The organism is Paenibacillus mendelii (assembly GCF_024498075.1).
Lineage (GTDB): Bacteria > Bacillota > Bacilli > Paenibacillales > Paenibacillaceae > Paenibacillus_Z > Paenibacillus_Z mendelii.
Window position 1 is genome coordinate 363,616 of record NZ_JANHOF010000003.1, and the last position, 26,441, is coordinate 390,056.

The following is a 26,441-nucleotide window of genomic DNA, read 5'->3' on the forward strand; positions in this document are numbered from 1 at the left end:
TGAGAGGATGGCGGGGGCGTATGCTCGATAACGTAAAAATCAGTATCCAGCAAATGGCGGTACTCGTCATCTTTCTAACCATTGGCGATTCTGTTCTGGTATTGCCGTCCGTGATTGCAGCTACCTCTAAACAAGATGCTTGGATATCGGGTATCATCGGTATTGCAGCGGGAATGCTTATTGCCTATATCATCCTGTCCCAATACCGGCTCAATCCGAGGGCAAGCCAGATCGAGCTCAATTTGAAGGTGCTTGGCAAGTGGATCGGCTGGCCCGTTTCCCTGTTGTTTTTGTTGTATTACTTATTAATGACTACCGCCATCATTAGGGAAGTCGGCAATTTCATGACAACTCAGATGATGCCCGAAACACCGATATGGAGCATTCACGCGCTATTGCTCCTGATCTTGGTGAGCAGTGTAAGAAGCGGATTAGAGCCGATTGCCCGGACAGGTGAAATATTCCTCCCGATGTTCATCCTTTTTTTTGCGGCTCTGATCATCTTGAATCTCCCTGAGGTTAAGCTGATTCATTTAAAGCCTTATCTCGGTGAGGGAATCATCCCCCCAATACAGGGCTCGATTTATCTTGCGGCTTTCTCCTTCTCAGAGCTCATTGCTTTGGCCATGGTGCTTCCGAGCGTAAGACCGGGCAAGCACTTATCCAGGGATTTTTTGTTAGCCGCGCTTTTTGGAGGCTTTTCGATTCTGGCCGTGATTTTCGGAACCATACTCGTTCTGGGACAGTATATCACGGCACATCAATATTACCCGGCCTACGCCCTTGCCAAGAAAATCAACATCGGCCAGTTTTTAGAGCGGGTGGAGGCCATGTTTGCGGTCATTTGGATTATATCGACCTATTTCAAATGCACGATCTATTTTTATGCATTGAATGCGGGCACCACACAGCTATTCAAGCTTCGGGACAATCGCGCTTTGACGTTGCCGCTGGGAATTGTCCTGTTTGGAACAGCCTATGCCATATCGCCGAGTGAGATTTATTACAGCGACGCCATAAAAAAATATTGGCCTTTTATGGATTTGACGTTCAGCATGGTTTTTCCTCTGGCGCTCATTGCCGTGTACTCGCTTAGAAAGCTCGCGAAGGGATAGCTTCCGGGATTGAATCTGGAAGACAAAGAAGCAAGCCGCAATGTGAAAGCGGCTTGCTTCTTCTTGTGCGCGGCAGATCACGTGTTGAGGATGACCTTCTGCCCAACCTCCAGCCCTTTGACCACTTCAACCTCCCGCTGCGTGGTCAGACCGGTCTCGACATCGATTTCCTTCACGCGATCGTTCTCCATTACCTGAACGTAGTTGCGTCCCAGGTAATTGCGCAGCGCATTCCGCGGAATGACGATGACGTTCTCCCGCTTCTCCATAAAGATCTTAAAGTCCGCATACTCGCCAATTCTTAGAGGAAGATTGGTCACCGAAGGGACACCGATGATAAGCGATTTGCTGTTGCGTCTGATGATACTTTCAACATCGCTCTTGGGCGCAGTTTGTGGTGTTTGCAATACTTTACCTTTATAGGTCTTCTTCTTGATCGTCACTTCGACGTCCATGTCCACCTTCGCGCCTACCAGCGATTTGGCTTCCGTTGCTTCATAGACTAAATCGACGTCATTCGGGTCCGCAATAACCGCGACCGTGCGGTTGGCTTCAACACCGTCCCCGGTTCGCAAGCTGTCCACGTAGGTAACGACACCGTCCATGGGTGCAAATAGCAGCGCCTTGTTATACTCCTTCTCCAAGGAGTTGAGGATGAGTTGTTCACCCTTCAAATCAAGCTCCCGGAGCCTGATGTCATCTGTACTCATCTCCGTTGTGGTGGCGTTGAATAACTGAAGATTCCTTTTCTCCACATTGAGCTTCTGCAGCTTGATGCGCACAGGTAAATCGCCGGTATCGAGCTCAGCGATCGGTTGACCGGCTTTCACCAAATCGCCAACCTGCACGAATATATTTTTGAGACGGCCTCCGGTTTCCGGGAACGAGACAGGGGTATTGCTGCCTGATGTCGCTGTTGCTGTAGAGGTAATAAATCGTTCAATGTTACCGCGTTTCACGTCGACGATTTCATACTGCTTCTGAACCTTTTGCAGAGTAGGGGGCTGGAGTGAATCCTCTTCCTCTGGCAGTAGCGAGCAGCCTGACATGAGCGACAGGACGAGTGCAGCCGACGCCATGCGCCTAACGAGCATTCGCTTGCGTATTACTTGAACCATCGGTACAATGTTCCTCCTCTATTGCTGCCTTTATATTCCATATGTTCTACTATCTCTCTTAATCCAAGAATAAAGGCGGACAAGGATAGTGTCAACGTTTACATTTCCAATTATAGGTGAATTCTCCTCCGTAGACAGCCTGAAACTCCCTTATTAGTGATTGTCACCTATACGCATGTGTGCTAATGTTGCTTGTATAATTTACAGTGAAGGGTGTGGAGGCATGGCAACAGGTGCTTCAACGCGAGCGGCTGCAGTTCAAACCGGCACCGTCTATGCCATTTTATTTGCAATCAGTTCCGTTCACATGCTGAATGACACCATGCAGGCGATAGTAACAGCGATGTTTCCCGTTGTCCGGACCTCGCTCGACCTGTCTCTTGGGCAAATTGGCTGGGTTGCGTTCGCCTTGAATATGACATCCTCGGTCATGCAGCCGGTCGTCGGCTTCTTATCTGACAAGCGGCCCGCGCCGTGGATGCTGCCCCTCGGAATGGTGCTTAGTCTGATCGGGGTAGCCGGGCTCGCTTATTCACCCGGGTTCTGGACACTCATGCTAGCGGTTATGTTTGTCGGCTTGGGGTCGGCCATCTTCCATCCGGAAGGCTCGCGTGTCGTTTACTTCGCTGCCGGCGGGCGGCGCGGTCTGGCTCAGTCGATCTACCAGGTTGGAGGCAACGCGGGGAGCTCGCTGGCGCCGCTTATGACGATCTTCATTTTCGTACCGTTAGGCCAGTCTGGTGCGGTATGGGGAACGCTGCTCGCTGCGGCAGCTATTATTATTCTGCTGCGCGTCGTTCCTTGGTATCGTACCCAGCTTGCGGTTCACGGCAAGCCGGTGAAGCGTCCCGTGAAATCGGCAGCAGGCCCTGCGGATACGAGTCAGGTGCGCCGGAATGTGGGGTTTGCTCTATTTCTGCTTGTCTTGCTGGTGTTTGCAAGGTCATGGTATACGACAGGGATCTCGACGTATTATCAAATCTACTTAGAGGATTTTCGGGGCTACTCGCTCAAGGCGGCCCAGGTACCGATCTTTCTGTTTATGGCAGCCGGAGTGCTCGGCACCTTTCTCGGGGGCATTCTGGCGGATCGATTCGGTCGTAAGCGGATGATCCTGATCTCCATCGGCGGTGCTGCTCCATTCGCATTATTACTCCCTTATTTGCCTTCCGCCTTGATTTATCCCGTCATCTTCATCTTGGGAGTCGTATTGTTATCGGGTTTCTCCGTAAGTGTCGTCTATGCGCAGGAACTTCTTCCGGGTAAGGTAGGTATGGCTTCGGGACTTATTACAGGGCTGGCCTTCGGAATGGGTGCAATAGGAGCGGTCATAATTGGAGAAGCAGGTGACATATGGGGTCTTGACCGGGTACTGACCTGGTCGAGCTTCCTGCCGCTCATCGGACTCCTGGCCATTGCGCTTCCTCCGGATCGGCGAGATTAATGTACACGCTGCCCTGCGGACCCAGCTGGTATGGACTCATTCGATTTGCATATTCGTTAATAAGAAGCGGTGATTCATTTCGCCGCTTCTTTGTGATTTCCGGATACTGCTCGACAGCTGTACTTTTGCTGCTATTTATGAAAAGACGAGATTGAGCGAGAATCAGTGAGCATGAAGGATATCTATAGAGATGTAAGCGTTGTATGCAAGCGAAAGCTGGCTGGAATGGTGGTATTTTCAGCTGCGGGCTCGCTTTACAGGCTATCGAAGCAGGAGTAAGATTCAATTCATCGATCTTCTTGTTCTTACCAAATCGGAGGCCTCCGAGCAGGAGAATGATTCGAACTCGATTGTAGATTCAATATGTGAAACGCAATGAATTAACCGTCTTTATCGCTGAGTCCTTCAGATCTTATGAAGGAGCGGGGGAACCAACGGCAGCATGCAGTGCGATGCGTATGCAGCAGCCATGGGGTGAATCTTGGGTCAGAAGACTGAACCGAGTAGGGCGACTCTCACGCCCGAATCCGACAGCTAACCTCGTAAGCGTATAGGGAGAGGCAACATTAACACGTGCTGTCATAGCTCGAGATGATTTTGCTGTGCCTTTCTAGGTGCAATGCCGAGTCTACTCTTGCTATGGATTTTAGAAGCCACGGGTCATGTTCCTCATGCCCGCTGGCTTCTTTTTTGTGCCTTACTATGGATGGAAATTGAATAAAAGGGATCGAAAGGAATGGTGTAAGAATGACCGATGTTTGGATGATTGTCATGCTGGCAGCGGGATTCGGCCTCGCAGCTGGTTTTGTCATCTGGTGCAGCAGCGTGGTTGAGGATGCGGGAGGGAACGAAACATGATTCTAACGGCAATTATTGCAGGGCTCGTATTTATGTATTTGGTTTACGCACTGATTCACCCGGAGAAGTTCTAGGAGGCTGGTTGATTTATGGATATCTTGCAAATTGTAATCGTCATCGCTGTCCTTGGGCTGTTAGTGAAGCCGCTGGGCACGTATGTCTATCATGTGTTCTCGAATGAATCGAATTGGACGGACCGCATATTCAGCAGAGTTGAACGGATCATTTATGCGTTAATCGGGCTGAAGAAGCGGGAGGGAATGACCTGGAAGACGTATGCGCTTAGCGTCATCGCTGCGAACGTTGTGCTTGTCGCGATCGGTTATGTGCTGCTGCGGATCCAGGGTGGATTGCTGCTTAATCCAAGCGGGAACGCCAATATGGAATCGACCCTTAGCTTTAATACGATCATCAGCTTCATGACCAACACGAATCTCCAGCATTATAGTGGAGAATCGGGCGTCACTTATCTAACCCAGATGGCGGTCATAACGATGATGATGTTCACCTCTGCCGCAACAGGATTCTCTGTCGCCGTTGCTTTTGTAAGAGGGATTACGAGTAAAGGGCGTACGATCGGCAACTTTTTTGAAGACTTTGTTAAAGGGCATGTACGTATCTTTCTGCCGATCTCATTCCTGATGACGCTCGTTCTTGTTGCACTGCAAGTCCCGCAAACGCTGGATCCGACCCTCGTGGTCACGACGCTGCAGGGCGTGACGCAGCATATCCCGATGGGGCCGGTAGCATCGCTTGAGACGATCAAGCATATCGGTACGAACGGGGGCGGGTTCTTCGGTGTCAACTCGGCTCACCCGTTCGAGAATCCAAGCGGTATCACGAATGTACTGGAAATCCTCATGATGTGGGCACTTCCCGCATCGCTGCCTTATATGTTCGGGCGGTTCGCACGGAATCGCAAGCAAGGCTGGGTCATTTTTTCCGCCATGATGGCGCTATTCCTGGTGTTCGTCTCCTTGACTTACTTCTCGGAAAAAGCAGGAAGCCCAGCAATGAACGCCATTGGAATCGATGTTTCACAAGGAAGCATGGAAGGCAAGGAGGTTCGCTTCGGCATCGCTCAATCGGCCTTGTTTACGGCGGTCACGACAGCGGCAACAACAGGCAGCGTCAATAACATGCATGATACGCTGACACCGCTTGGCGGGATTGCACCGTTGGCGCAGATGATGCTGAACTGTGTATTCGGGGGCAAAGGCGTCGGATTAATGAATATGCTCATGTACGCGATGCTCGGTGTATTCCTATGCGGACTGATGGTCGGGCGGACACCTGAGTTTCTGGGCCGTAAGATCGAGCCCCGGGAGATGAAGCTCATTGCGATCGCGATCCTGGCGCATCCGCTCATCATTCTGGCTCCGACAGCTATTGCCTTCATGACCGAGCTTGGGAAGGGCTCGATATCGAATCCAAACTTTCATGGCATTACGCAGGTGCTGTATGAATATACCTCGTCAGCTGCGAACAACGGGTCCGGGTTTGAAGGGCTCGCGGATAACACGCCATTCTGGAACATCACGACCGGTCTGGTCATGTTCTTCGGACGGTATATCTCCATGATCGCGATGCTGGCCGTTGCCGGATCATTGGTCCGCAAAACGCATGTGCCCGAAACAATCGGGACCTTCCGGACGGATAACGCGTTGTTCACGGGTATTTTGGTCGGTACTGTGCTGTTAATTGGCGCACTAACATTTCTCCCGGTCATCGCGCTCGGACCGGTAGCCGAATATTTAACGCTTCGATAAGCGAGGGGAAGAGAAAATGAAACAACAACGACAACAACGCAAAAAGCTGCTGACGGGTGACATTGTCAAGCAGGCTGCAATCGATAGTGTCATGAAGCTAAGCCCGGCTGCAATGATCAAGAACCCGGTCATGTTCATTGTCGAAATCGGAACGGTCGTCGTGCTGCTGCTGACGCTGTTCCCCAGCTGGTTCGATGCGGAGGAGCGGTTCGGATTCAATCTGACGGTGTTCCTGATCTTGCTCATAACCGTACTGTTTGCAAACTTTGCCGAAGCGCTCGCCGAGGGCAGAGGTAAAGCGCAGGCAGACTCGCTCAAGAAGACAAAGCGGGAAGTGGTTGCGAGCAAGCTAGTCAACGGTGAGGTGGTCGTCGTACAGGCATCTACGCTGCGCAAAGGTGACTCCGTCATCGTAGAACAGGGTGAGATGATTCCTGGCGATGGCGAGGTGATCGAAGGACTTGCTTCGGTTGACGAATCGGCCATTACGGGTGAATCGGCACCCGTCATTAAAGAGGCCGGAGGAGACTTTAGTTCCGTCACCGGCGGTACACGGGTCGTAAGCGATCGAATTGTGATCCGCATTACAAACGACCCGGGCGAATCATTCATTGACCGGATGATATCCCTCGTTGAAGGCGCTAAGAGGCAGAAGACGCCTAATGAGATCGCGTTAAATACACTTCTCATAAGTTTGACGCTCATTTTCCTTATTGTCGTGGTTACGTTGGCGCCCATCGCGAAGTATGTCGGGGTCGATTTGGAAATCCCCGTCCTGATCGCCCTGCTCGTCTGCTTGATACCTACAACAATCGGCGGTTTATTGTCTGCTATCGGGATAGCGGGGATGGATCGTGTGACGCAGTTCAATGTATTGGCGATGTCGGGGAAAGCCGTTGAGGCGGCAGGCGATATAAACACGATGATTCTTGATAAGACCGGTACAATCACGTTTGGGAATCGGATGGCCAGTGAATTCGTACCGGTCGGCGGTGCATCGTTAGCGGAGGTCGCAGCGTGGTCGGCGATCAGCTCCGTTCAAGATGAAACGCCGGAAGGGCGCTCGGTGCTGGAGCTCCTGAAGAAACAAGGCACCGCCTATGACACAGCACTTGCTGAAGGAGGCACGTTCATCGAATTTAAAGCCGAAACCCGAATGAGCGGTGTTGACCTGACAAACGGCCGGTTGGTACGTAAGGGGGCGGTCGATGCGGTGAAGCAGTGGATCGTCGCGCAAGGCGGCCAAGTGCCAAGCGAGTTAGATGCGGAGACGGAGCGTATCGCATCGGCGGGAGGCACGCCTTTGGCGGTGGCGGTAGATACCCGGATTTATGGGCTTATCTATTTGAAGGACACGGTGAAACCGGGGATGAAGGAACGCTTCGAGCAGCTCCGCAGGATGGGGATCCGTACAATCATGTGTACCGGCGATAATCCGCTGACGGCTGCCACGATAGCCAAAGAAGCAGGTGTCGATGATTTCATCGCAGAGAGCAAGCCGGAGGATAAAATTGCCGTCATCAAGCGGGAGCAAGCGCAAGGCAAGCTGGTCGCGATGACGGGCGACGGTACGAATGACGCACCTGCGCTCGCGCAGGCCGACGTTGGACTTGCGATGAACAGCGGTACGGTCGCGGCTAAGGAAGCGGCAAATATGGTTGATCTCGATTCCGATCCATCCAAGATTATCGAGGTCGTCGCCATCGGCAAGCAGCTGCTCATGACACGAGGAGCTTTGACAACCTTTAGTATTGCGAACGATGTGGCCAAATATTTTGCGATTATTCCGGCGATTTTCCTGCTGGCGATTCCGGAGATGAGTGTTCTGAACGTTATGCAGCTCGGGTCCCCCTTCTCCGCGATATTGTCGGCGCTCCTATTCAATGCGATTATCATTCCGCTGCTCATTCCGCTTGCCATGAAGGGCGTAGCGTACAAACCGATGAGCTCGGCGAAGCTGCTCAGCCGAAATTTGGTCGTGTATGGGCTGGGTGGAGTTATCGCGCCGTTCATTGGGATTAAACTAATCGATATGATTGTCCATTTGTGGATATAAAGAAATAAGTAAAAGTGGTCGGCGAGGCCTTTCTAAGAATGGGGTCGTTGCTGCTGCTGACAGGAGGCAAGAAAGATGAAGCAAGTTTCAGAGATGGGAAGCGGGAACGTGAACGGGAGCAGGGGCGGTGCGGCCTGGAGCGGATCGGTCTGGGCGGTGGCAGCTCGGGCGGGCATAGTCTTCATTATATTATGCGGTTTGGTCTATCCGCTTGTAAGTACGGGAGCGGCACAGCTTCTGTTCCCGCATCAGGCCAATGGGAGCCTGCTGGAGAATCAAGAAGGTCAGGTAGTGGGGTCTGAGTTGATCGGTCAACAATTTACCGATCCTGCTTATTTCCAAGGCCGTATTTCGAGTATCGACTATAAGGCGGAGGGATCGGGTACGAACAATTATGGACCGTCTAATGCGGATTTGCTTGCACGGGTTCATGCATCAATCGAAGAGTGGAAAAAGGCAAATCCCGATGTTTCGGTTGATCGTGTGCCGATCGCGCTGCTTACAAACTCCGGTTCCGGGCTGGATCCGCATATTACACCCGAATCGGCAGTCGTACAAATTCCGCGAATCAGCAAGCTGACGGGGGTGTCTGCGGATCAATTAACGAAACTAGTAGACCAATATACCGAAGGCCGCGACCTCGGCGTGTTCGGTGATCCAAGAGTTAATGTGCTTAAGTTAAACTTGGCGCTAAAAGAGTACGTGAAGTAATTTGAAAACCTTCTAAGGGATGGTGAGGCAGCTTCGAACTCACGATCCCTTAGATTATATGTTCATGATTCCCATAGTTTGTGTGAGAATGCCATAAGATAAATGCAGGCTTACGTCCACTATCCCTGTGACTCAGAAAAACGATCAGAGCTACTAGGTCTGCAATGAGGTGAGGTTAAGGGGGGTAATTTAGCTTATGTCCACTATCCCTGTGACTCAGAAAAACGATCAGAACTACTAGGTCTGTAATGAGGTGAGGTTTAGGGGTTAAATTAGCTTATGTCCACTATCCCTATGGCTCAGAGAGTGATGTGGATAGCAGTGAATAATTGTCTTAAGGACTGCTTACCAACTACTAGCTTTGACAACAACACTGATGGTCAGATTCAAGAATCTACAATCTAACCAGCCATCTATAGAAATAAGAATGCGTACTGATCCAAGGGGATAGTGGCCCAAAGGGTGTGAACCCTGCGTACTCGAACTGATCCAAGGGGATAGTGGCCCAAAGGGTGCGAACCCTGCGTCCACGAACTGATCCAAGGGGATAGTGGCCCAAAGGGTGTGAACCCTGCGTACACGAACTGATCCATGGGGATAGTGGTCATAAGGGTGCGAACCCCGTACACGAACTGATTCAAGGGGATAGTGGCCCAAAGGGAGGGCTCGAACCCTGCGTACACGAACTGACCCAAGGGGATAGTGGTCAAAAGGGTGCGAACCCCGTACACGAACTGATTCAAGGGGATAGTGACCCAAAGGGTCCGAATCCTCCATATACGAACTTGATCCATGGGATAGTGGAGAGGCGGTAAGAGCAGCGAAAATCAACGAATGATGGAGCACAAGAGGGAGTGGATCGGGAATTGCAATATCGTCGAAAAACGCCCGAGGAATTGCTGTTGTCGGTTTCACGGCTGCACCGGGGAAGATTTAAAATTTGGATTGGGGCGATGACCGGTACGGGTAAGACTTATCGCATGCTGGGAGAAGGGCAAACCTTGAAGCAGCAGGGGATCGATGTCGTGATCTGTGCGGTATCCACGCTGCGCCGGCCGGAAACGGTCGCTCAGCTAGCCGATTTGGAGCGGGTGCCCAGCATTCGATGGGAGAAGGATGGCGTGGAGCAGAAGGACCTGAATATGGACCTTCTTCTCGAACGCAACCCCGAGCTCGTACTCGTCGATGGACTTGCTCACCGCAATCGACCAGGAGCCCGATTTCCGACTCGTCTCGATGATATTAAACATTTGTTGAACAACGGCATCGGTGTGATGACGACTGTCAACGTTTATGAGCTCGAAGGAGCGAACATATTGGCGCAAAGGCTGACGGGCATTGTAGCCGATGAGATCCTACCGGCCGATACGCTGGAGCTTGCCGATGAGGTACAGCTTGTCGATGTACCTCCGGAGACGATGCTGCAACGGCTAGAGGATGGAATTATTGGCGACTTCAGCGACCCTGCTCTATTCGCGCGCGGCAATCTTGGCGTGCTGCGGGAGCTAACGCTGCGGCTGGTGGCTGAGGATGTGAATGATACGCTCGAGAAGCATCGCGAACGGCTGGGGTTGATTGGTCCATCGGGCGCATCGGAGCGGATTCTTGTATTAACGCAGTATCATTGGAACGGCTCAATCCATCTGCGCCGGGGGCAGCAGATTGCCAAGCGGCTTAATGGTGATTTATTGGCGGTCACGTTCGTGAAGCCAAGCATGCCGTTGACGAAGGTTCAGTCGGCGTTCAAGAAATCGTTAACGAAGCTGGCAAGCAAGCTGGGTGCGGATTTTCAAGAGCTCCGGTTACGGTCGAGGCGGCGGATGCCTGCGGATTTATTGCGCTATTCCCTGAAGAAAGGCGTGACGCGCATTGTTCTGGGACATTCCAAGCAGAATCGCTGGGAGGAACTGCTCTATGGCTCCATAACGCTCGGCCTGCTGCGCGGTAAAGTGAATATGGACTTGTTCTTTATCGCTGATCGGGCGGAGCATGAAGGGGAGCGGATCATGCCTGCCAGGCGTGAGGAACGAAATGCCGGAGCCGGGTTTCGGCGGTTGAGCGAGGAAGAGGTCGAGAAGCGGATCGTTGCGATCCGGCGTGGGCGGCTCCGGGTCTATATTGGAGCTGCTCCAGGTGTTGGCAAGACGTATCGGATGCTGAAGGAAGGCAATGCGCTGCGGGCAAAAGGAATCGATGTTGTCGTTGGCCTGCTCGAATCGCATGGCCGTCAAGAAACGGCGCAGCAGCTTGGCAATCTTCCCGTTATCCCGCGCCAGCAAGTCGAATACCGCGGTACGAAGCTGGAAGAGATGGATACGGATGCTATCATCGCCCGTAATCCGGAGGTCGTTCTTGTCGATGAGCTGGCACATACGAATATTCCGGGAAGCCTCAATAAGAAGAGATACGAGGATGTGTTTCGCATCCTCGATGCAGGCATCACGGTCATGACGACGGTTAATGTTCAGCACTTGGAAAGCTTGAATGACGCGGTGGAACAGCTCACCGGCGTTCGTGTACGGGAAACCGTACCTGACTGGGTTTTGCAGCAGGCCGAAGAGGTAGAGCTGATTGACGTCACGCCCCAAATACTGCAGCAGCGCATGCGGCAGGGGAAAATCTATGGCAAGGAGAAGGTGGAGCAAGCGCTCGGGGCTTTTTTCAAAATCGGGAATCTGATTGCTTTGCGTGAGCTTGCATTGCGGGAAATCGCCGATAATGTAGATGAGCGGCTCGAGGCATGGGACCGCAAGAGCGCGCTGCGCGGCCCGCTGCGCCGCCAAGAAGTCATCTTCGTCTGCGTGACGGCCAGTGATCATGCACTTAGACTCGTACGGCGCGGGTTTCGGATCGCGCATCGGCTTAAAGCGGCCTGGCATGTCGTCCATTCCGATGACGGCTCTCCAGATCCGAGCGGAATGAAAGCGAGAAGTCTCGAAGCGCTTCGTACGATGACCGAGCGGCTGGGCGGCTTGTTTGAGGTCATTACAGTACCGGAGGGGAGCCGTGTAGCGGACACGCTTCTGGCGCATGCAAGAAACCTGAAGGCAACGCAATTTATCATCGGGCAAAGCGGCAATCATAGCCGTGGAAAAGGCCAGCTGCTGCTTCGTCTGCGGCGCGATGATGTTGCACGCCGTCTGCTGCACAACGCCAGGCACATCGATCTGCTTATCGTGCGTGAGGATTGAATTCGCAATATATAGATAACGATATTACTCGATACCTATCTCTAGTAAGAAGACCTGGCCTGGGAGCCTGCGGCATTGGACCTTATGTCCAATAACCACGAAGCTCCCAGGCTTCTTTTGTCCATCCAACTGGATAATCACCCATCACGCAAATGTATATGTATAATGATACATAATACTTAATCATTTTATAGGTAGAATTAAAGAGACGCGAATTAAAAAACTAATCGATATGTCATATTGTATTATTATATTGACAGGTTAAAGGAGAGTGTGTAAGATAACCTTAAATCGCCCATGATATATCTCTTTATCTGAGTAAAATCGTTTTACTAAGGTTTTGAAGGCTTATTGATACGATAAATGAGCTGCAAATGATATATTGTTTTATTGGGATGATGCGTATGCTTCATTATGCTTGAATAATGGAAAGTGAGGAGCTACATGATGGACACAATTAGACCGTCGACGGATGCACCCCTTCGGCTGGGAAAGAGAAGCAGAGCCTTCAAGCGGATTTGGAAGAATTGGCAGCTATATTTATTCATCCTGCCCGCGCTTGCTACCGTAGTTCTGTTCTCGTATGTTCCGATTTATGGTGTACAGATCGCATTCAAAAACTTCATTGCTACGAAAGGCATCTGGGGCAGTGAATGGGTCGGGTTCGACCACTTCATCCGATTCTTCGATTCTTACTACTTCTGGGATTTAATGCTGAATACACTCGGCATTAGCATTTATTCGCTTCTGGTTGGCTTTCCGATTCCGATTCTGCTCGCACTGGGTTTGAACGAGCTTCGCAACGGATTTTTCAAGAAAAGCGTGCAAACGATTACATATGCGCCGCACTTTATTTCGGTCGTCGTCATGGCGGGAATCATACTTGCCTTCTTGTCGCCGGAGACGGGAATCATTAACCGGTTTATGGTCTTCTTCGGATTGCAGCCGATTGCCTTCCTATCGGAAGCCAGTTGGTTCAAGACCGTGTACGTCTTCTCGGATGTTTGGCAGAACATGGGGTGGGGGACGGTTATTTATATGGCAGCCCTCGCCGGCATCGATCCGCAGCAGCATGAAGCGGCGATTATGGACGGGGCATCGCGCGTCCGGCGGATTTGGCATATCAATTTGCCTGGTATTGCGCCAACGATGATTATTCTCCTTATTCTGAGCACCGGCGGTATTCTGAACGTCGGCTTCGAGAAGATCTTGCTGCTGCAAAATCAGCTGAATATGGATTCGTCGGATGTCATTTCGACCTATGTATACAGGAGCGGGCTGAGACAGGCGCAATACAGCTTCTCCGCCGCAGTCGGCTTATTCAACTCGGTTATTAATCTCATTATTCTTGTCGCAGTCAATTGGATTGCGAAACGGAAAAGCGAATCAAGCCTGTGGTAATGGAAGGGAGAGCACAGCATTCATGAAAAGGGAATCCACCGGTGACAAGTTATTCATCACCATCAATGCAATTGTCATGTTTCTCGTAATGGTCATCGTACTTTATCCGTTGATTTATATAATAAGCGCTTCCATCAGTGATCCGATGTATGTCAACAATGGCGATATGTGGCTGATCCCGAAGGGAATTACCTTCGAAGGGTACGAGAGAGTATTCCGCAACATGGACATCTGGACCGGTTACCGCAACACCATTTTTTATACCGTCGTGGGTACGCTCATTAATTTAGTGCTGACCATTCCTTGTGCCTATGCTTTATCGCGTAAGGATCTGGAAGGCCGCAATTACATTATGGTTCTGTTTATCTTCACGATGTTCTTCAGCGGCGGGCTGATCCCTCACTATCTGCTCATTAAGAATTTAGGAATGATCGATACGCCTTGGGCGCTGCTTCTTCCAGGAGCCGTCTCCGTCTGGAATATTATTATCACCCGAACCTTTTTCCAGAGCACGATTCCCAGGGAGCTGGAAGAGGCTGCCGAAATCGACGGGTGCTCGAATGGCAAGCTATTCGTTCGGATTATTCTCCCTTTATCGGCTCCCATCATCGCGGTAATGGGATTATTCTACGGCGTTGGGCACTGGAATAGTTACTTCGGTGCGCTGATCTTCTTATCGGATCGGGATTGGTTCCCGCTTCAGCTCATCCTGAGGGAGATTCTGATCATTAATCAGATGAGCGACTCGGCCATGCTGGGCGGAGCGGAGGCGAAAGCCCAGGCGGAGCAAGCTCGAATCGCAGAAATCGTTAAATACGCCGTCATTATCGTATCCACGCTTCCGGTGATCGCAGCTTACCCGTTCATGCAGCGTTTCTTTGTCAAAGGCGTCATGATTGGTTCCGTCAAAGGGTAGCCGGCGATATGAAATAAAGGGGGGATGCGAAGCAAGGTCAGGGTTTGTCACCCATCCGTAATGGAACTTTTGAACAACGAGAAATTGCAATCATTTTATAGGGGGAATACCTGTTGATTAACAAGCTGAATGCAAGGTTTTCGATGATTACGTTAGTTCTGATTATGGCTCTTATCGTTTCGGCCTGCTCCAACGGTGGCAATGACACGAATAAGGGTGCTAACAACGAGACGAACAAAGTGGATAGCGGCAACGGAGAGCAGGAAGTATCGAACGAACCGATTACAATGAAAATGATGGGCTTTAAGCATCCGATCCAAGGCCCTTGGGAAGAAATGGTCTTTTTTAAAGAGATGGAGAAAAAAACGAACATCAAATTTACGTTCGACACGCCTCCTGCTGAAGGCTATGAGGAGAAAAAGAATTTGGCCTTCGCAAGCGGCGAGGTTCCTGATGTGTTCTTCGGTGCCAACCTGACGGCTGGTGAAGAAGTGAAATATGGATCGCAGGGCGTTCTCATTCCTCTCGAGGAACTGATCGAGAAGCATGCCCCGAACATTAAGGCGATGTTCGAGGAAATGCCTGACGTCAAACAATCAATTACGACGCCGGACGGACATATCTACGCGCTTCCTAACATTAATAAAGCGTCTATCGCCGTTACATCGACAATCTGGGTGAATGGCGATTGGATGAAAAACTTGAATGTAACGGATTTGCCACAGACAACAGACGAGCTGTATACGCTGCTGAAAAACTTCAAGGACAATGATGCCAACAAGAATGGCCAATCCGATGAAATTCCGATCGGATCGCATGATAAAGCCAATGAGTTCCGTACAGGAATTATGCCTGCCTTCGGAGTGCTGGCCAGAGAATCCGTTGTAGATGATGCGGGCAAGGTTAGCTTCGGCGCTCTGTCGGATAACTACAAAGCTTATCTGCAGTACATGAACCGCTTGTGGAAGGAGAAGCTGATCGATCCAGCTACGTTTACGGAAGGCTTCACGGAGATGAGCGCGAAGGGTAAAGCCGACAAACTGGGCATGTTCCTCCACGCAGGTCCATTCCTGGCATTCAATGTTCAAAATCCGGAGGATAACTTGAAATATCCCGTGCTGCCTGTCTTAACAAGTCCGGAAAACAGCACGAAGATGTATCCGATCGGTACCGGTATCGTCCGCGGCGTGTTTGCCATTACAAGCAAAAACCCGGATCCGGTGCGCACGATAAAATGGGTCGATTCCTTGTATTCCCTGGAAGGCAGTGTCTTCATCCACTACGGACCTGAGGGAGATCTGTGGGAATTCTCTGACAAAGAGAAGGGGCTTCGCAAGTACAAGACACTCGAGAACGGTATGAACAGCGAAGAATACCGCGGCACGCTGACTCCTGACGTAGGAACGGCTACTCCGAAATGGGTACGGCCTGAAGTCGAACGGGGCTGGGATGATGTTGGTCACCAGCATCGCTTTACTGAAACCGAAGAAAAAATGACGCCATCCGGTAAAGTGCCGTTCCCGCTCATCTACTTTAGTGCGGAGGAGCAGGACCGCATCGATGCCATCTTTACGGATTTGAAAACCTACCTGGACTCGATGGAGGCCAAATTCATTACTGGCCAAGAATCGTTTGATAACTGGGAGAAGTACACCAGCACGATTAACAAGATGAACATCGAAGAGTACGTGAGCATCCATCAAGCTGCATACGACCGCTGGAAAGCGGCCAACTAGAGGGACATCACGATAACTGTGCTTGGCGGAACCATTTCGCCAGGCACGGTTATCTCTAGTCCTGCGGCAGCAGTCTGTCCGAGACAGAATGACAAAGAAAAGAGGGAGAATCGCGTATGAGTAAGGATAAGAACACCATTGAGACGATACACGTCGTCTCGCAAACGCACTGGGACCGAGAATGGTACCAGGATTTTCAAGGGTTTCGAGCCCGGCTCGTGTACATGATCGACGAGCTAATCGATCATATGGAGAAAGACCTGGAATACAAGCACTTCATGATGGATGGACAGACAATCGTATTGGACGATTATTTGGAAATCCGGCCGGAGAACCGTGAGCGGCTTCAAAAACTGATCCAAGACGGCAGAATCGACATCGGCCCATGGTACGTCATGCCCGATGAATTTCTCGTTAGCGGGGAATCGTTGATCCGCAACCTGCAGAAAGGGATGAGTCAATCGAGGGCATGGGGCGTAGAGCCGATGCTGTCCGGATTTATCGTCGATATCTTCGGTCATAACAGCCAGATGCCGCAGATCCTTCAGGGCTTTGGCATCGATAATGCCGTCTTGTTTCGCGGATTTCACGGCGATGCCGACCCGGCCGAAATATGGTGGGAAGCAGCCGACGGCAGCCGGGTATTGGGCTTGAAGCTGGATGAGGACCGCAGCTACAGCGATTTCTATTTTGCCTTCCGTTGGCCGTTCTTTGATCGGGATGACGCTTACGAGGAGCATAAGGAAGAGCTAATCGAGCGTGCCGTGGCGCATATGGCGTATAAAAACGAGCGGGCGACGACGAGCGTTGGGATCGGGATGGATGGCGTCGATCATGTCGAGATCGAACCGCAGCTGCCTTTGCTGATCAAGCTGTTGAATGAAACGGATCGTTTGAACGTCAAGTTCATCCATTCCAGTCTCGAGAAGTACCTGGAGGAGCTGCGAAGCAAGCTCGGCGAGCTACGTGTCTATAAGGGCGAACAAAAAGCGCTTGCCTATAATGGCGTTAATAATTGGGTACCGGAGAACACCTTGTCCTCCCGCATTCATCTCAAGCAGCAGAACTACATTTGTGAGACACTGCTCGAGAAATGGGCAGAGCCGCTTGGCGTAATCGCCTCACTGGAAGGCCGGACTTATCCGGCGGGCTTTCTGAATAAAGCGTGGGAGCATCTGCTGCAGAACCATCCACATGATTCCATCTGCGGCTGCTCTATCGATCAGGTCCACCGGGACATGATCTATCGTTTTGATCAATCCCGATTGATCAGCGAACAGATGATCAAGGAGCAAACGAGCTACATTGTCGATCACTTGAATGAAGCGGACTTGAACGGCAATCAAGCTTTTACGGTTTTCAACAGCTCCTCCTTCGGTATAGAGGGCGTGATCGAGGCAGAGCTTCTGCTTCCGGCGGGAAGCGATGCTGCGGTGGCCTTGAAGGGAATGGGCGGTACTTCATTCCGGCTGTATGATCATGAGCATAATGAAGTTTCCTATCAGGTGCTCAGCATCCGTTCGAACAGTGCCAATAAGTTTAGGCCTTACCGCGAATTGCCGCGAATGGATGTCGTTGATCGTTACCGGATCGCATTCAACGCCAGCATCCCTGCATTGGGCTATTCCACGTTCACGTTAGAGAAATACACAATCGAGCACCCGGCGCCGCTTGCTTACAGTGCTCCAAAGCTCAGAGGAACGGTTCGTCATATGGGTTCAATGCAGACCGATGAGAATACATGGAACAATGGACGAATCATTCTTCAGGTCGGTACCAATGGAACCATCGATGTGACGGATATTCAGTCCGGGCATACTTACACAGGCTTGCTGTTGTTTGAAGATGAAGGCGATATCGGAGACGGTTGGAGTCATATCCCGCCAGTTGGCAACACAAGGGTGCGGTCTACGGGGCTTCAAGCGGTTGTTTCCACGGTAGCCGACGGTGCCTTTCAATCAACGATTTGCGTGCAGCTAACCTTGAAGCTGCCTAAAGGCATTGAACCTTCAGAGATCGGTCGCAGCCGTGAATATGTTGATGTTCCGGTAACGACGTATATGGATCTCAAGAAGGATGACCCTGTTGTTTATTGCCGCACGTCGATTACGAATACAGCGAGAGACCACCGTTTGCGCTTGCTGTTCCCAACGGGCCTGGAAGCCGATCATTACTTTACCAGCACGCCGTTTGATTTTGTGAAGCGTGACGTTCATGCTCCGGATCAATCGAATTATTTGCGCAAGCCGTTCGAGGTTGTTCCTCATAACGGCATCGTAGCGCTGGATGATGGCAAGAAAGGCGTCGCGGTCTACAGCAAAGGGCTGTATGAAGTTTCGGTCAGAGATAATGCCCAGCGTACCATCGCTCTTACGCTATACCGGAGCACGCATAAAGAGGTGCTCAGTGACGGGAGTGATGGCGGACAACTGCTGGGGCAGCTGGACTTCGAGTATGCCATTCGCCTATTCGGGACGCAGGAAGACAGCCGTGCCGGCTTGTGGAGAGAGCATCAGCTTTATTCAGCGGGCATTCAGACTGTCAACCGCAAGCAAGGCAAGCTGTATAAGGAAACGCCGCATCGCAGGGATGCTAATCTTGCTTTGCGCAAGTCCTACTTGAACCTTCAATCGGATGAACTCATTCTAAGTGCCTACAAGCAAGCAGATAACCGAGATGGATACGACATCCGTGTATTCAATATTGAAGACATGGATGGCGTAGGGGTTCTTCACTTCGATCGGCCGCTGTCCTCCGCATTATTGGTCAATTTGGACGACAAGCCTCAAGGTGAGCTCGCTGTCGAAGGCAATACAGTAAAAGTAAACGTTAAGCCGAAGCAAATCGTAACACTGAAAGTGAAGTTCGCATAAGTGTACGGGTAATCCGTAGGTGTGTCCGACTACAGGATGGGAAGGCGGCTGGTGCGGCAACATCTGCGATAACCAATAGATTCACGGAAGGTGGTTATTGTAATGGGTTCACGCGGCAAGTGGAAACGATTCGGAATGGCACTGCTCGTTATGTCCTTAGTCATGAGCATGATGTCAGGTGTGGCGGCAGCGGAGAAGAACGATAAGAAAGGACGTCCTATGGTTGTATTCGATCTGAAGACATTCTTAAGCGGAATGCCGAATTCGCAAGTAGCCTACGATTATTTGAAGCTGGCTACCGCACTGCAGGGGCTTGTTAACCGCAGCCAGGCAGACTTGTACTACCTGTATGAGTCAAATTATGTAGCGAAGGCCGAAGGGATGGACAGCGACCGTTTCTGGCTGGAGGAGCTTAGCAAGAAGAAAGGATTTCTGGCTTCCCGCCCGGTCGAGACACCGCAGACCTTCAATGAAGTGCTGGAGCGCTTCGCATCCTCCGTTAAGGGAGTTGTCGTATGGGATTCGAGCGTTCCCGCTACAGCTAACGTCGCTTCTACCGTTGCGGGCGTGGAAGGCTGGCTGCCGGTTCGCTACGATGAAACGCCGGGAAGCCCCTACACGGAGCTTGTTCAGAATCGAGGTATTCCCGTCAAGTTGAATCTGGTCGGAAAATTTACCGGTCAGGGGACGATTGAAGGTACATCCCTCGCATCGACAGGGAGTGCCAAGAACGATGCCTACCTGTGGGCCAAGGTTAAATACTTGGATACAGGTCGGACGAATCGGACTATGATGGTGTATGCACTGGATGCGGTATCCTGGGAATTCGATCAGAATAAAGAGCTGAATGCGCAGCTGGTTTCTTTCACGATGCCCACATCGATGAAGCCTGGGGAATCGGCTGAAGCCTCGATCACGCTGAGGAATAACGGAATCAAGCCATGGACCTTCGCTGCCAATGACCGGCTTGCTTCAGCACCCGATCCATTGAATGAATTTGTGTGGGAAGACTTGAATGGCGGCTTCTCTCAGGGACCTGCCAATCAGCGGGTCTTCATGAACCCGGGAGAGACGATCGAGCCCGGCGGACAGAGGACCTTCGTCTTCACGATTGTAGCTCCTGCAGCAGCAGGCACGTATACATTCAGCGCACAGATGGTCCGCGATGGCGTGACCTTCTACGGCGGGCGTATTCACAGGGAGATTGAAGTGACGACGTCGGCTGAACCGGGTGAACCGCCCGTTCCGGAAACGGGTTTGAGCGAGGAATTTGTCTACCCGGATTTATTCAATTCGTTTCTGCCGAACGCCGACTATTATATCGCCAATAAAGCCTTCTTCTTCGATTTGAGTCCTGATGAGCTGTCACTTCCGAACGATGACCGCAATCAGACGCTGGGAACCGATTTCCGCACGCTGGTGGAGCTGCTTCGTTCGCAGAACCGTCATGCAGGCGAAAATATTATTACCATCGGCGGCTTCGTCCCATGGTGGCTTAAATATACGAAGCATGCCGATGCGCAAGCCAGATTGGAGCCGGTTGCGGCGGAGTGGAAATATGCGGATGAAATATCCAAATATAATGCGCAGAAGGATGCCGATGCCTTCGGGCTGGTCGGCTTGTCGAACGCGTCGTTATTCCAGCATGTCCCGCTCGAGAAGAAGTTCAAGCAGGATAACGACAAAGGCAAGAAGATGCGCAAGAACTATGATCCGAATAAAAAATATATCGCCTTCTACATGGGGGACTACGATTCAGGCGCATGGACATCGGGCGCGCTGCCCGCACTGTGGAACGATCCGAAGCGGGGCGAGCTTCCGCTTGCATGGGCACCCGTATTGGGATTGTCCAAGAGGGTACCTCAAGTGTTTAACTATTTGTACGATACGATGACGGAGAACGATTATTTCGTAGCGGGCGACAATGGCTCTGGATACTTGAATCCGATGATGCTGCTGGAGGAGAATCGGCCGGACGGACTGCCGGATTTCCTCCACGTGTGGGAGAAATACAATAAAGAGTATTATGAACGGTTTGACATTGATATCACCGGCTTCCTAATAAGCGGCAACAGCGGATATGTTCCGCTGGAGGTTCAGAAGTCATATGCCCGTTTCTCTCCGGACGGCGTCGGGAATAATGCCGGCTTCGAGCAGCCGGTCGTTAAAGGCACACCGTTCGCGCAGGTATATGATCTGCCGAATGAACCGAATGCGGCTGCATATGGCGAAATCTTAGCCCAGCGGTTGAGAGGCGGCGAGCAGTTCCAGATGTTCCGTAACGTGCTGTTCAAGCCGTCAACGATTGTGGATGGCGTCAATTACGTCAAACAGCATTATCCGGAGCTGAATTTTGAAGTTGTGGATCCATATACGTATTTCCGTTTCTACAAGGAAGCCGCGCCGTGGATCAAAGAAACGAAGACGTACACGTCAGCTAAAGCGGCGGCTCCTGTTCAAGCCGATGGAACGGTTCAACCCGGAGAGTGGGATGGCGCCGAGCAGATCACGGTCAGCGCACAATCCGGGGATGTCCTGGAATTCGGCCAGACTTGGGGAGTGCCGGGTAATCTGGAGACGAACTATAAGATCAAGTGGGACAACGAGCATCTCTATGTGCTTGAGCAGCGACAGGATGACAGCTTTCAGTTTACCGAAACGGGCAGCCAGATGTATCTCAGCGACGCCTCCATGCTGTTCTTGAGCTTGAACGGGAGCAAAGTCGGCAGTACGTATCTCGATGGTGATTATGCGCTCATGTTTACAGCCGGCGGACCGGATGGGCAGCCTCACATGTTTATTCGGGAGGGGCATAACGATGGGGTTACGGAATATCCGTTAACACAAGGAACCATCGCTTCGACGGTCAACGACAACCATTATACAGTGGAAATCGCCATTCCGTGGAGTGCTCTGCAGACGATACCTTTCACGCCCGCAGAGGGCGCGACGATCGGGATGTCTGTCCTTGCGACGCATGGACCTACGAATTGGGGACAGATCATGTGGGTCGGCAATGGGGACGATCAGTCCAAATGGGCGGATTTGCGCTTCGGCGGATCGGGTAGCTAGAGCTATTATTCTTACTTAATTGGCATGCCGGGAGCTATAGCGTTCCCGGCATGCTGCATAATGGAGGGGATCACGCAGTGACTACGAACAAAACCTATCATTTTATATCGCATACGCACTGGGACCGGGAGTGGTATTTGCCGCTTGAGCGATTCCGCTACAGGCTAGTCAACCTGATCGACCGGCTGCTTGCGCTGCTGGACCGCGATCCGGACTTCCGCTATTTTCATCTGGATGGCCAGACGATCGTGCTGGAGGATTATTATGCGCTGCGGCCGGGCAACCGGGAGCGTCTTGAGGCTTATATCAAGCAGGGGCGCATCTTGATCGGACCTTGGTACCAGCAGAATGATCTGTACCTGACGAGCGGCGAATCAACCGTGCGAAATTTAATGACTGGAATAAAGGATTCACGCCGTTTGGGCGGCGAGATGAAGGTGGGGTATCTTCCCGACCACTTTGGACTGATTGGACAGATGCCGCAGATTTTTCAAGAAGTGGGACTCGATAACTGCGTATTCGGCCGAGGCTACGATATGGCAAAGCACAAGCTCCCTTTCTTTCGCTGGCAGGCACCGGATGGCTCGGCCGTAGACGGCATGCTGCTCTATTATTGGTACAACAGCGCGCAGCGGCTGCCAAGCGATGGGGAGCAGCTTCGAAGCGTCTTTGCCGGAATGCGGGAAAGAGAGGAAGCGATCAATCCGTCGCCGCATCATGCCATGATGAACGGGGTGGATCATCTGGAAGCCCAGTATGATTTATCGGAAGTGCTCGCCAAGCTTCGCGAACAATCCGAGGGCGAGATCGAAATCGTGCACAGCAGGCTGACGGACTTTGTTCAGGGTGTCCAATCCTATATGCAGGACCAGCAGGATGGTGTTCTCGAGACAGTGGAGGGGGAGCTAAGAGAATGCTTCGAATACAGCATTCTATCCGGGACCTTGTCCAGCCGGATTTACTTGAAGCAGGCGAATGCCCACTGTCATGATCTGGTTGAGAAGTGGATCGAGCCGCTCTCTGTATTCTGCCGGGTGGCAGATCTGGACGGGTATGAAACCGATACGATCGATTATTTCTGGAAGCTGTACATGGAGAACCATCCCCATGACAGTATATGCGGCTGCAGCCAAGATAGCGTACACGATCATATGATGGACCGGTATACGCGGCTGAAGGAATTGGCCGAGGAAATCATCGACCGCAAGATGAAAGCAGTCGCGAAGCAAGTATCGGCCGAGCGCTTCGGGCAAGACGACCAGAAGCTTGTCGTGTTCAATACGTCTCAGCTTCGTTCCTCTGCCGTCGTGCGGATGCCGGTCTATTTCTTGGAAGAGGATCAGGTCGCTGATTTCGCGTTGTTGGACGATGCCGGCCAGCCGATACCATACCAAATCGTCTCCGAACGCCTTAGCCGGATTCAGGTTCTGAGCCCGATTAACCTGCCTGGCGTCTTGAAAGTGAAGCGGTTCGACATCGAATGGCAGCCTGGTGCGCCAGCACTTGGGTATGCGACTTATCAAATACGTCCTCATTCGCATGGAGCTATAGCCCGCAATCTGCCTGAGCAGACCTCGCAGCACCCTATTCTGGAGAATGACTTGTTAAAGGTCGAGCTGCAGGCGGATGGCTCGTTCCATCTTCATGATAAATCGACGGGTGTGGTGTATCACAATCAAGGACGTCTTCAGGACGCTGGAGATGGTGGAGATCTCTACGTATTTAAGAATGTGGAAGGAGACACTCCAGCACTCTGGCAGGAAGCGGTGTCGTTCACGAGCTTGACGCGGAACGAGCTGTATGAGGAATGTGTCTATGAATTTACATGGGAGCTGCCAGAAAGTCTGGATCATACGAAGCGGAGAAGAACGGACGCTAAGAAGTCATCCCTGTTCCGGGTGTCGCTTCGCCTGGATCGGACCGCGTCAGAAGTGAAGATGGCCGTAGAGATCGACAATCAGGTGAAGGATCATCGCCTCCGCCTCTTGTTCAAAGGTGCGAGTCAAGCGAAAGAGGTGCTCGCAGGAGGGCAGTTCGACGCGGTGAAGCGGGCTTGGAACGAAGGCAGTGAATTTCAACGCGATGCCCATTCCCAGCCGTTCTGGAAGTGGGTAGCACCCCGCTATGAAGAGGGCGGAATAGCTGTTTATGCCAAAGGCTTGTATGAATACGAGATGACCGAGCAGGGCCGCACGATCGGCATCACGATTCTGCGCGGCGTCGAGACGATTAACATGAGAGAGGAAGTTGAATTGGAGGAAGACCGTCAGCCGAAGGGGCAGTGCCTCGGAGCTTCTACGGTTGAGCTGTCAGTCCGTCCCTTCTCGCTGGAATCCATCACACAGCTTTATCAAGAGGCGGAGCTCTTCCACCAGGGCGTTAAGACGAAGCTGTACCCGATGGATCAGGAACGATGGACACGCGGAAGAGCATGGGTACAGGATACCGCGCATAAAGGCTTGTTCAAGGAAGAGGATCCGAATACGGATAAACCGTCCCTCCCGCTGCGAAAGTCGTTTATGGAGGTGGATGGAGAAGTCATGCTGTCCGCATGGAAATGGTCCGAGGACGGCGAACGCCCCGTGCTGCGGATCTATAATGTGGAAGACGCAACGTCCCGCGTTACCGTAACTGCCGATGGTTTGCATGGCGAAATCATAGCCGCCAATCTTCTTGAGGAGCCTTGCGGAACGATCGCTGTTCAATCAGGCCGCTTCGACGCAGAGGTGGAAGCGAAGAAGATTAAGACTTATCTGATGTAGCAAGATCGAAATAATTGTATACCATCCGCTCAACACGATGCTATTAAGCCTCAAGTTCCACTACACTGGTGGATCTTGGGGTTTCTTTTTGCTGAAACGCAGACGACCTCCTAATTGGTTCTTGATAAAAAACAAACAAAAATATATAATGTCTATAAATTAGTGGACAATACAAGGGGTTGTTTGGTTTTATGAATTTATCCGAACGGTTTGACGAAGCATCCTTGCTTGAACTGAAACAAGGTTTCCTCTACGATGCCGATGCAGAAAGCTATATTTGCCTCCTATGCGGCGAGCGCTTCGAGGAGGGGGTCGTCTATCCGGCAGACAGCCGTTTTCTGGAAGCCCGTAAATATGCTGCGTATCATGTTAGTTCCGTGCACGGATCGATGCTCGATTACTACCTGTCGTTAGACAAGAAGGCAACCGGTCTAACCGATCTGCAGAAACAGCTGATCGCCGCCTTCGCCTCGGGCATGTCCGATGCGGCAACCGTCCAATTAACCGGGGGCGGGAGCGCTTCGACCATCCGCAATCACCGATTTGCCCTGAAGGAGAAAGCGAAGCAGGCCAAGCTGTTTCTCGCCATTATGGAGATGATGGACAGCAAAGTGCCAGGCGGAGCGAAGTTCGTGCCCATTCATCATACAGCGCCGCAGGTGGATGAACGTTATGCGCTGACGCAGGACGAATACGCGGCACTGCTTAGTAAATATTTGCCTCATGGACTTGAAGGTCCGCTTACGGGACTTCCGCGCAAGCAGAAGCACAAGGTTGCGCTTCTGCGGCACATCGCGGCTGGCTTCGAGAAGGGGATCCGGTATGAAGAACGGGAGATCAATGAAATCCTCATGCGCTTCTCGGATGAGGAGTATGTGACACTCCGCCGGCACTTGATCGATTACGGTTTCTTAGGCCGAGAAGATGACGGCCGTGCATACTGGTTGAACATCTAGAAGGTATACGAGAGAAGGGGGGATAACACGCAATGAACAGACGCAAAGAACTGCAGAATGAATTCGGAATGAAGAAGCGTGAGATGGGCGTGTATCAAATTATAAATCGAAATAACGGCAAGCGGTACGTGGGCTCGTCGACAACGCTTGATTCCGCTTGGAAGCGGGAGGAGTTTATGCTCCAAATGGGCTCGCACATGAATAAGACGCTGCAGGAGGATTGGAAGCAGTCCGGCGGAGCAGGCTTCGAATTCGAGGTGCTTGCGAAGCTAAAGCTGGATGATGAAATTCGGCATGATTACAAAGATATCCTCCTTCCGGCTGGGGCGGGACTGCGAAGTGACGTGATACAATCTTACCGGAATGAGCTTAAAGCTCTGGAAGAGCTTTGGCTGGAGGAGCTGCAGCCCTTCGAGCCTGCAGGCTACAACCGACCGCCTAGAGCCCGCTGATAGATGGAGCG

General features: G+C 51.6%; 16 protein-coding genes and 1 riboswitch. Of the genes, 15 read left to right on the plus strand and 1 reads right to left on the minus strand.

Annotation, left to right across the window (positions count from 1 at the left end; genetic code table 11):
• Positions 1-20 precede the first annotated feature (20 nt).
• Positions 21-1,115, plus strand: coding sequence for a GerAB/ArcD/ProY family transporter (locus NNL21_RS12370; protein ID WP_204819287.1), 1,095 nt, complete (start codon positions 21-23; stop codon positions 1,113-1,115).
• 77 nt (positions 1,116-1,192) lie between these two features.
• Here the strand turns inward: NNL21_RS12370 and NNL21_RS12375 are convergent, their stop codons facing one another.
• Positions 1,193-2,233, minus strand: coding sequence for an efflux RND transporter periplasmic adaptor subunit (locus NNL21_RS12375; RefSeq protein WP_204819288.1), 1,041 nt, complete (start codon positions 2,231-2,233; stop codon positions 1,193-1,195).
• 223 nt (positions 2,234-2,456) lie between these two features.
• On the opposite strand from NNL21_RS12375, the gene NNL21_RS12380 reads away from it, so the two are divergent.
• The 14 genes from NNL21_RS12380 (at position 2,457) to NNL21_RS12440 (ending at position 26,430) form a co-directional block, all read left to right on the plus strand.
• Positions 2,457-3,677: an MFS transporter gene (locus NNL21_RS12380; RefSeq protein WP_204819289.1), complete on the plus strand. Its 1,221-nt coding sequence runs from the start codon at positions 2,457-2,459 to the stop codon at positions 3,675-3,677.
• A 384-nt stretch (positions 3,678-4,061) separates the two neighbouring features.
• Positions 4,062-4,242: riboswitch (cyclic di-AMP (ydaO/yuaA leader) on the plus strand.
• A 289-nt stretch (positions 4,243-4,531) separates the two neighbouring features.
• The gene (kdpF, locus tag NNL21_RS36755) at positions 4,532-4,609 is read left to right on the plus strand and encodes a K(+)-transporting ATPase subunit F (RefSeq protein ID WP_204819625.1); all 78 of its coding nucleotides are present in this window, start codon (positions 4,532-4,534) and stop codon (positions 4,607-4,609) included.
• Between the two features lie 15 nt (positions 4,610-4,624).
• Positions 4,625-6,304 carry a potassium-transporting ATPase subunit KdpA gene (gene kdpA / locus NNL21_RS12385; RefSeq protein ID WP_204819290.1) on the plus strand — a complete coding sequence of 560 codons (1,680 nt, stop codon included), beginning with the start codon at positions 4,625-4,627 and terminating at the stop codon, positions 6,302-6,304.
• Between the two features lie 16 nt (positions 6,305-6,320).
• A complete protein-coding gene (kdpB, locus tag NNL21_RS12390) occupies positions 6,321-8,360 on the plus strand; it encodes a potassium-transporting ATPase subunit KdpB (RefSeq protein WP_204819291.1) in 2,040 nt (679 codons plus the stop codon).
• Between the two features lie 93 nt (positions 8,361-8,453).
• A complete protein-coding gene (gene kdpC / locus NNL21_RS12395; protein ID WP_204819626.1) occupies positions 8,454-9,071 on the plus strand; it encodes a potassium-transporting ATPase subunit KdpC in 618 nt (205 codons plus the stop codon).
• A gap of 854 nt (positions 9,072-9,925) precedes the next feature.
• Complete coding sequence (locus NNL21_RS12400) at positions 9,926-12,262, plus strand: universal stress protein (protein ID WP_256555190.1); 2,337 nt, start codon at positions 9,926-9,928, stop codon at positions 12,260-12,262.
• Positions 12,263-12,709: 447 nt separating this feature from the next.
• Positions 12,710-13,663: an ABC transporter permease gene (locus NNL21_RS12405; RefSeq protein ID WP_373567563.1), complete on the plus strand. Its 954-nt coding sequence runs from the start codon at positions 12,710-12,712 to the stop codon at positions 13,661-13,663.
• Between the two features lie 22 nt (positions 13,664-13,685).
• A complete protein-coding gene (locus NNL21_RS12410) occupies positions 13,686-14,579 on the plus strand; it encodes a carbohydrate ABC transporter permease (RefSeq protein ID WP_204819293.1) in 894 nt (297 codons plus the stop codon).
• A gap of 113 nt (positions 14,580-14,692) precedes the next feature.
• Positions 14,693-16,315 carry an extracellular solute-binding protein gene (locus NNL21_RS12415; RefSeq protein WP_204819294.1) on the plus strand — a complete coding sequence of 541 codons (1,623 nt, stop codon included), beginning with the start codon at positions 14,693-14,695 and terminating at the stop codon, positions 16,313-16,315.
• A 116-nt stretch (positions 16,316-16,431) separates the two neighbouring features.
• Entirely contained in the window at positions 16,432-19,188 is a 2,757-nt protein-coding gene (locus NNL21_RS12420; RefSeq protein WP_204819295.1) for an alpha-mannosidase, read from the plus strand.
• A 102-nt stretch (positions 19,189-19,290) separates the two neighbouring features.
• Positions 19,291-22,260: a sugar-binding protein gene (locus NNL21_RS12425; protein WP_204819296.1), complete on the plus strand. Its 2,970-nt coding sequence runs from the start codon at positions 19,291-19,293 to the stop codon at positions 22,258-22,260.
• A gap of 77 nt (positions 22,261-22,337) precedes the next feature.
• Complete coding sequence (locus NNL21_RS12430) at positions 22,338-25,022, plus strand: alpha-mannosidase (protein ID WP_204819297.1); 2,685 nt, start codon at positions 22,338-22,340, stop codon at positions 25,020-25,022.
• A 191-nt stretch (positions 25,023-25,213) separates the two neighbouring features.
• A complete protein-coding gene (locus NNL21_RS12435) occupies positions 25,214-25,978 on the plus strand; it encodes a DUF2087 domain-containing protein (RefSeq protein ID WP_204819298.1) in 765 nt (254 codons plus the stop codon).
• Between the two features lie 32 nt (positions 25,979-26,010).
• Positions 26,011-26,430: a GIY-YIG nuclease family protein gene (locus NNL21_RS12440; protein ID WP_204819299.1), complete on the plus strand. Its 420-nt coding sequence runs from the start codon at positions 26,011-26,013 to the stop codon at positions 26,428-26,430.
• The last annotated feature ends 11 nt before the right edge of the window (positions 26,431-26,441 follow it).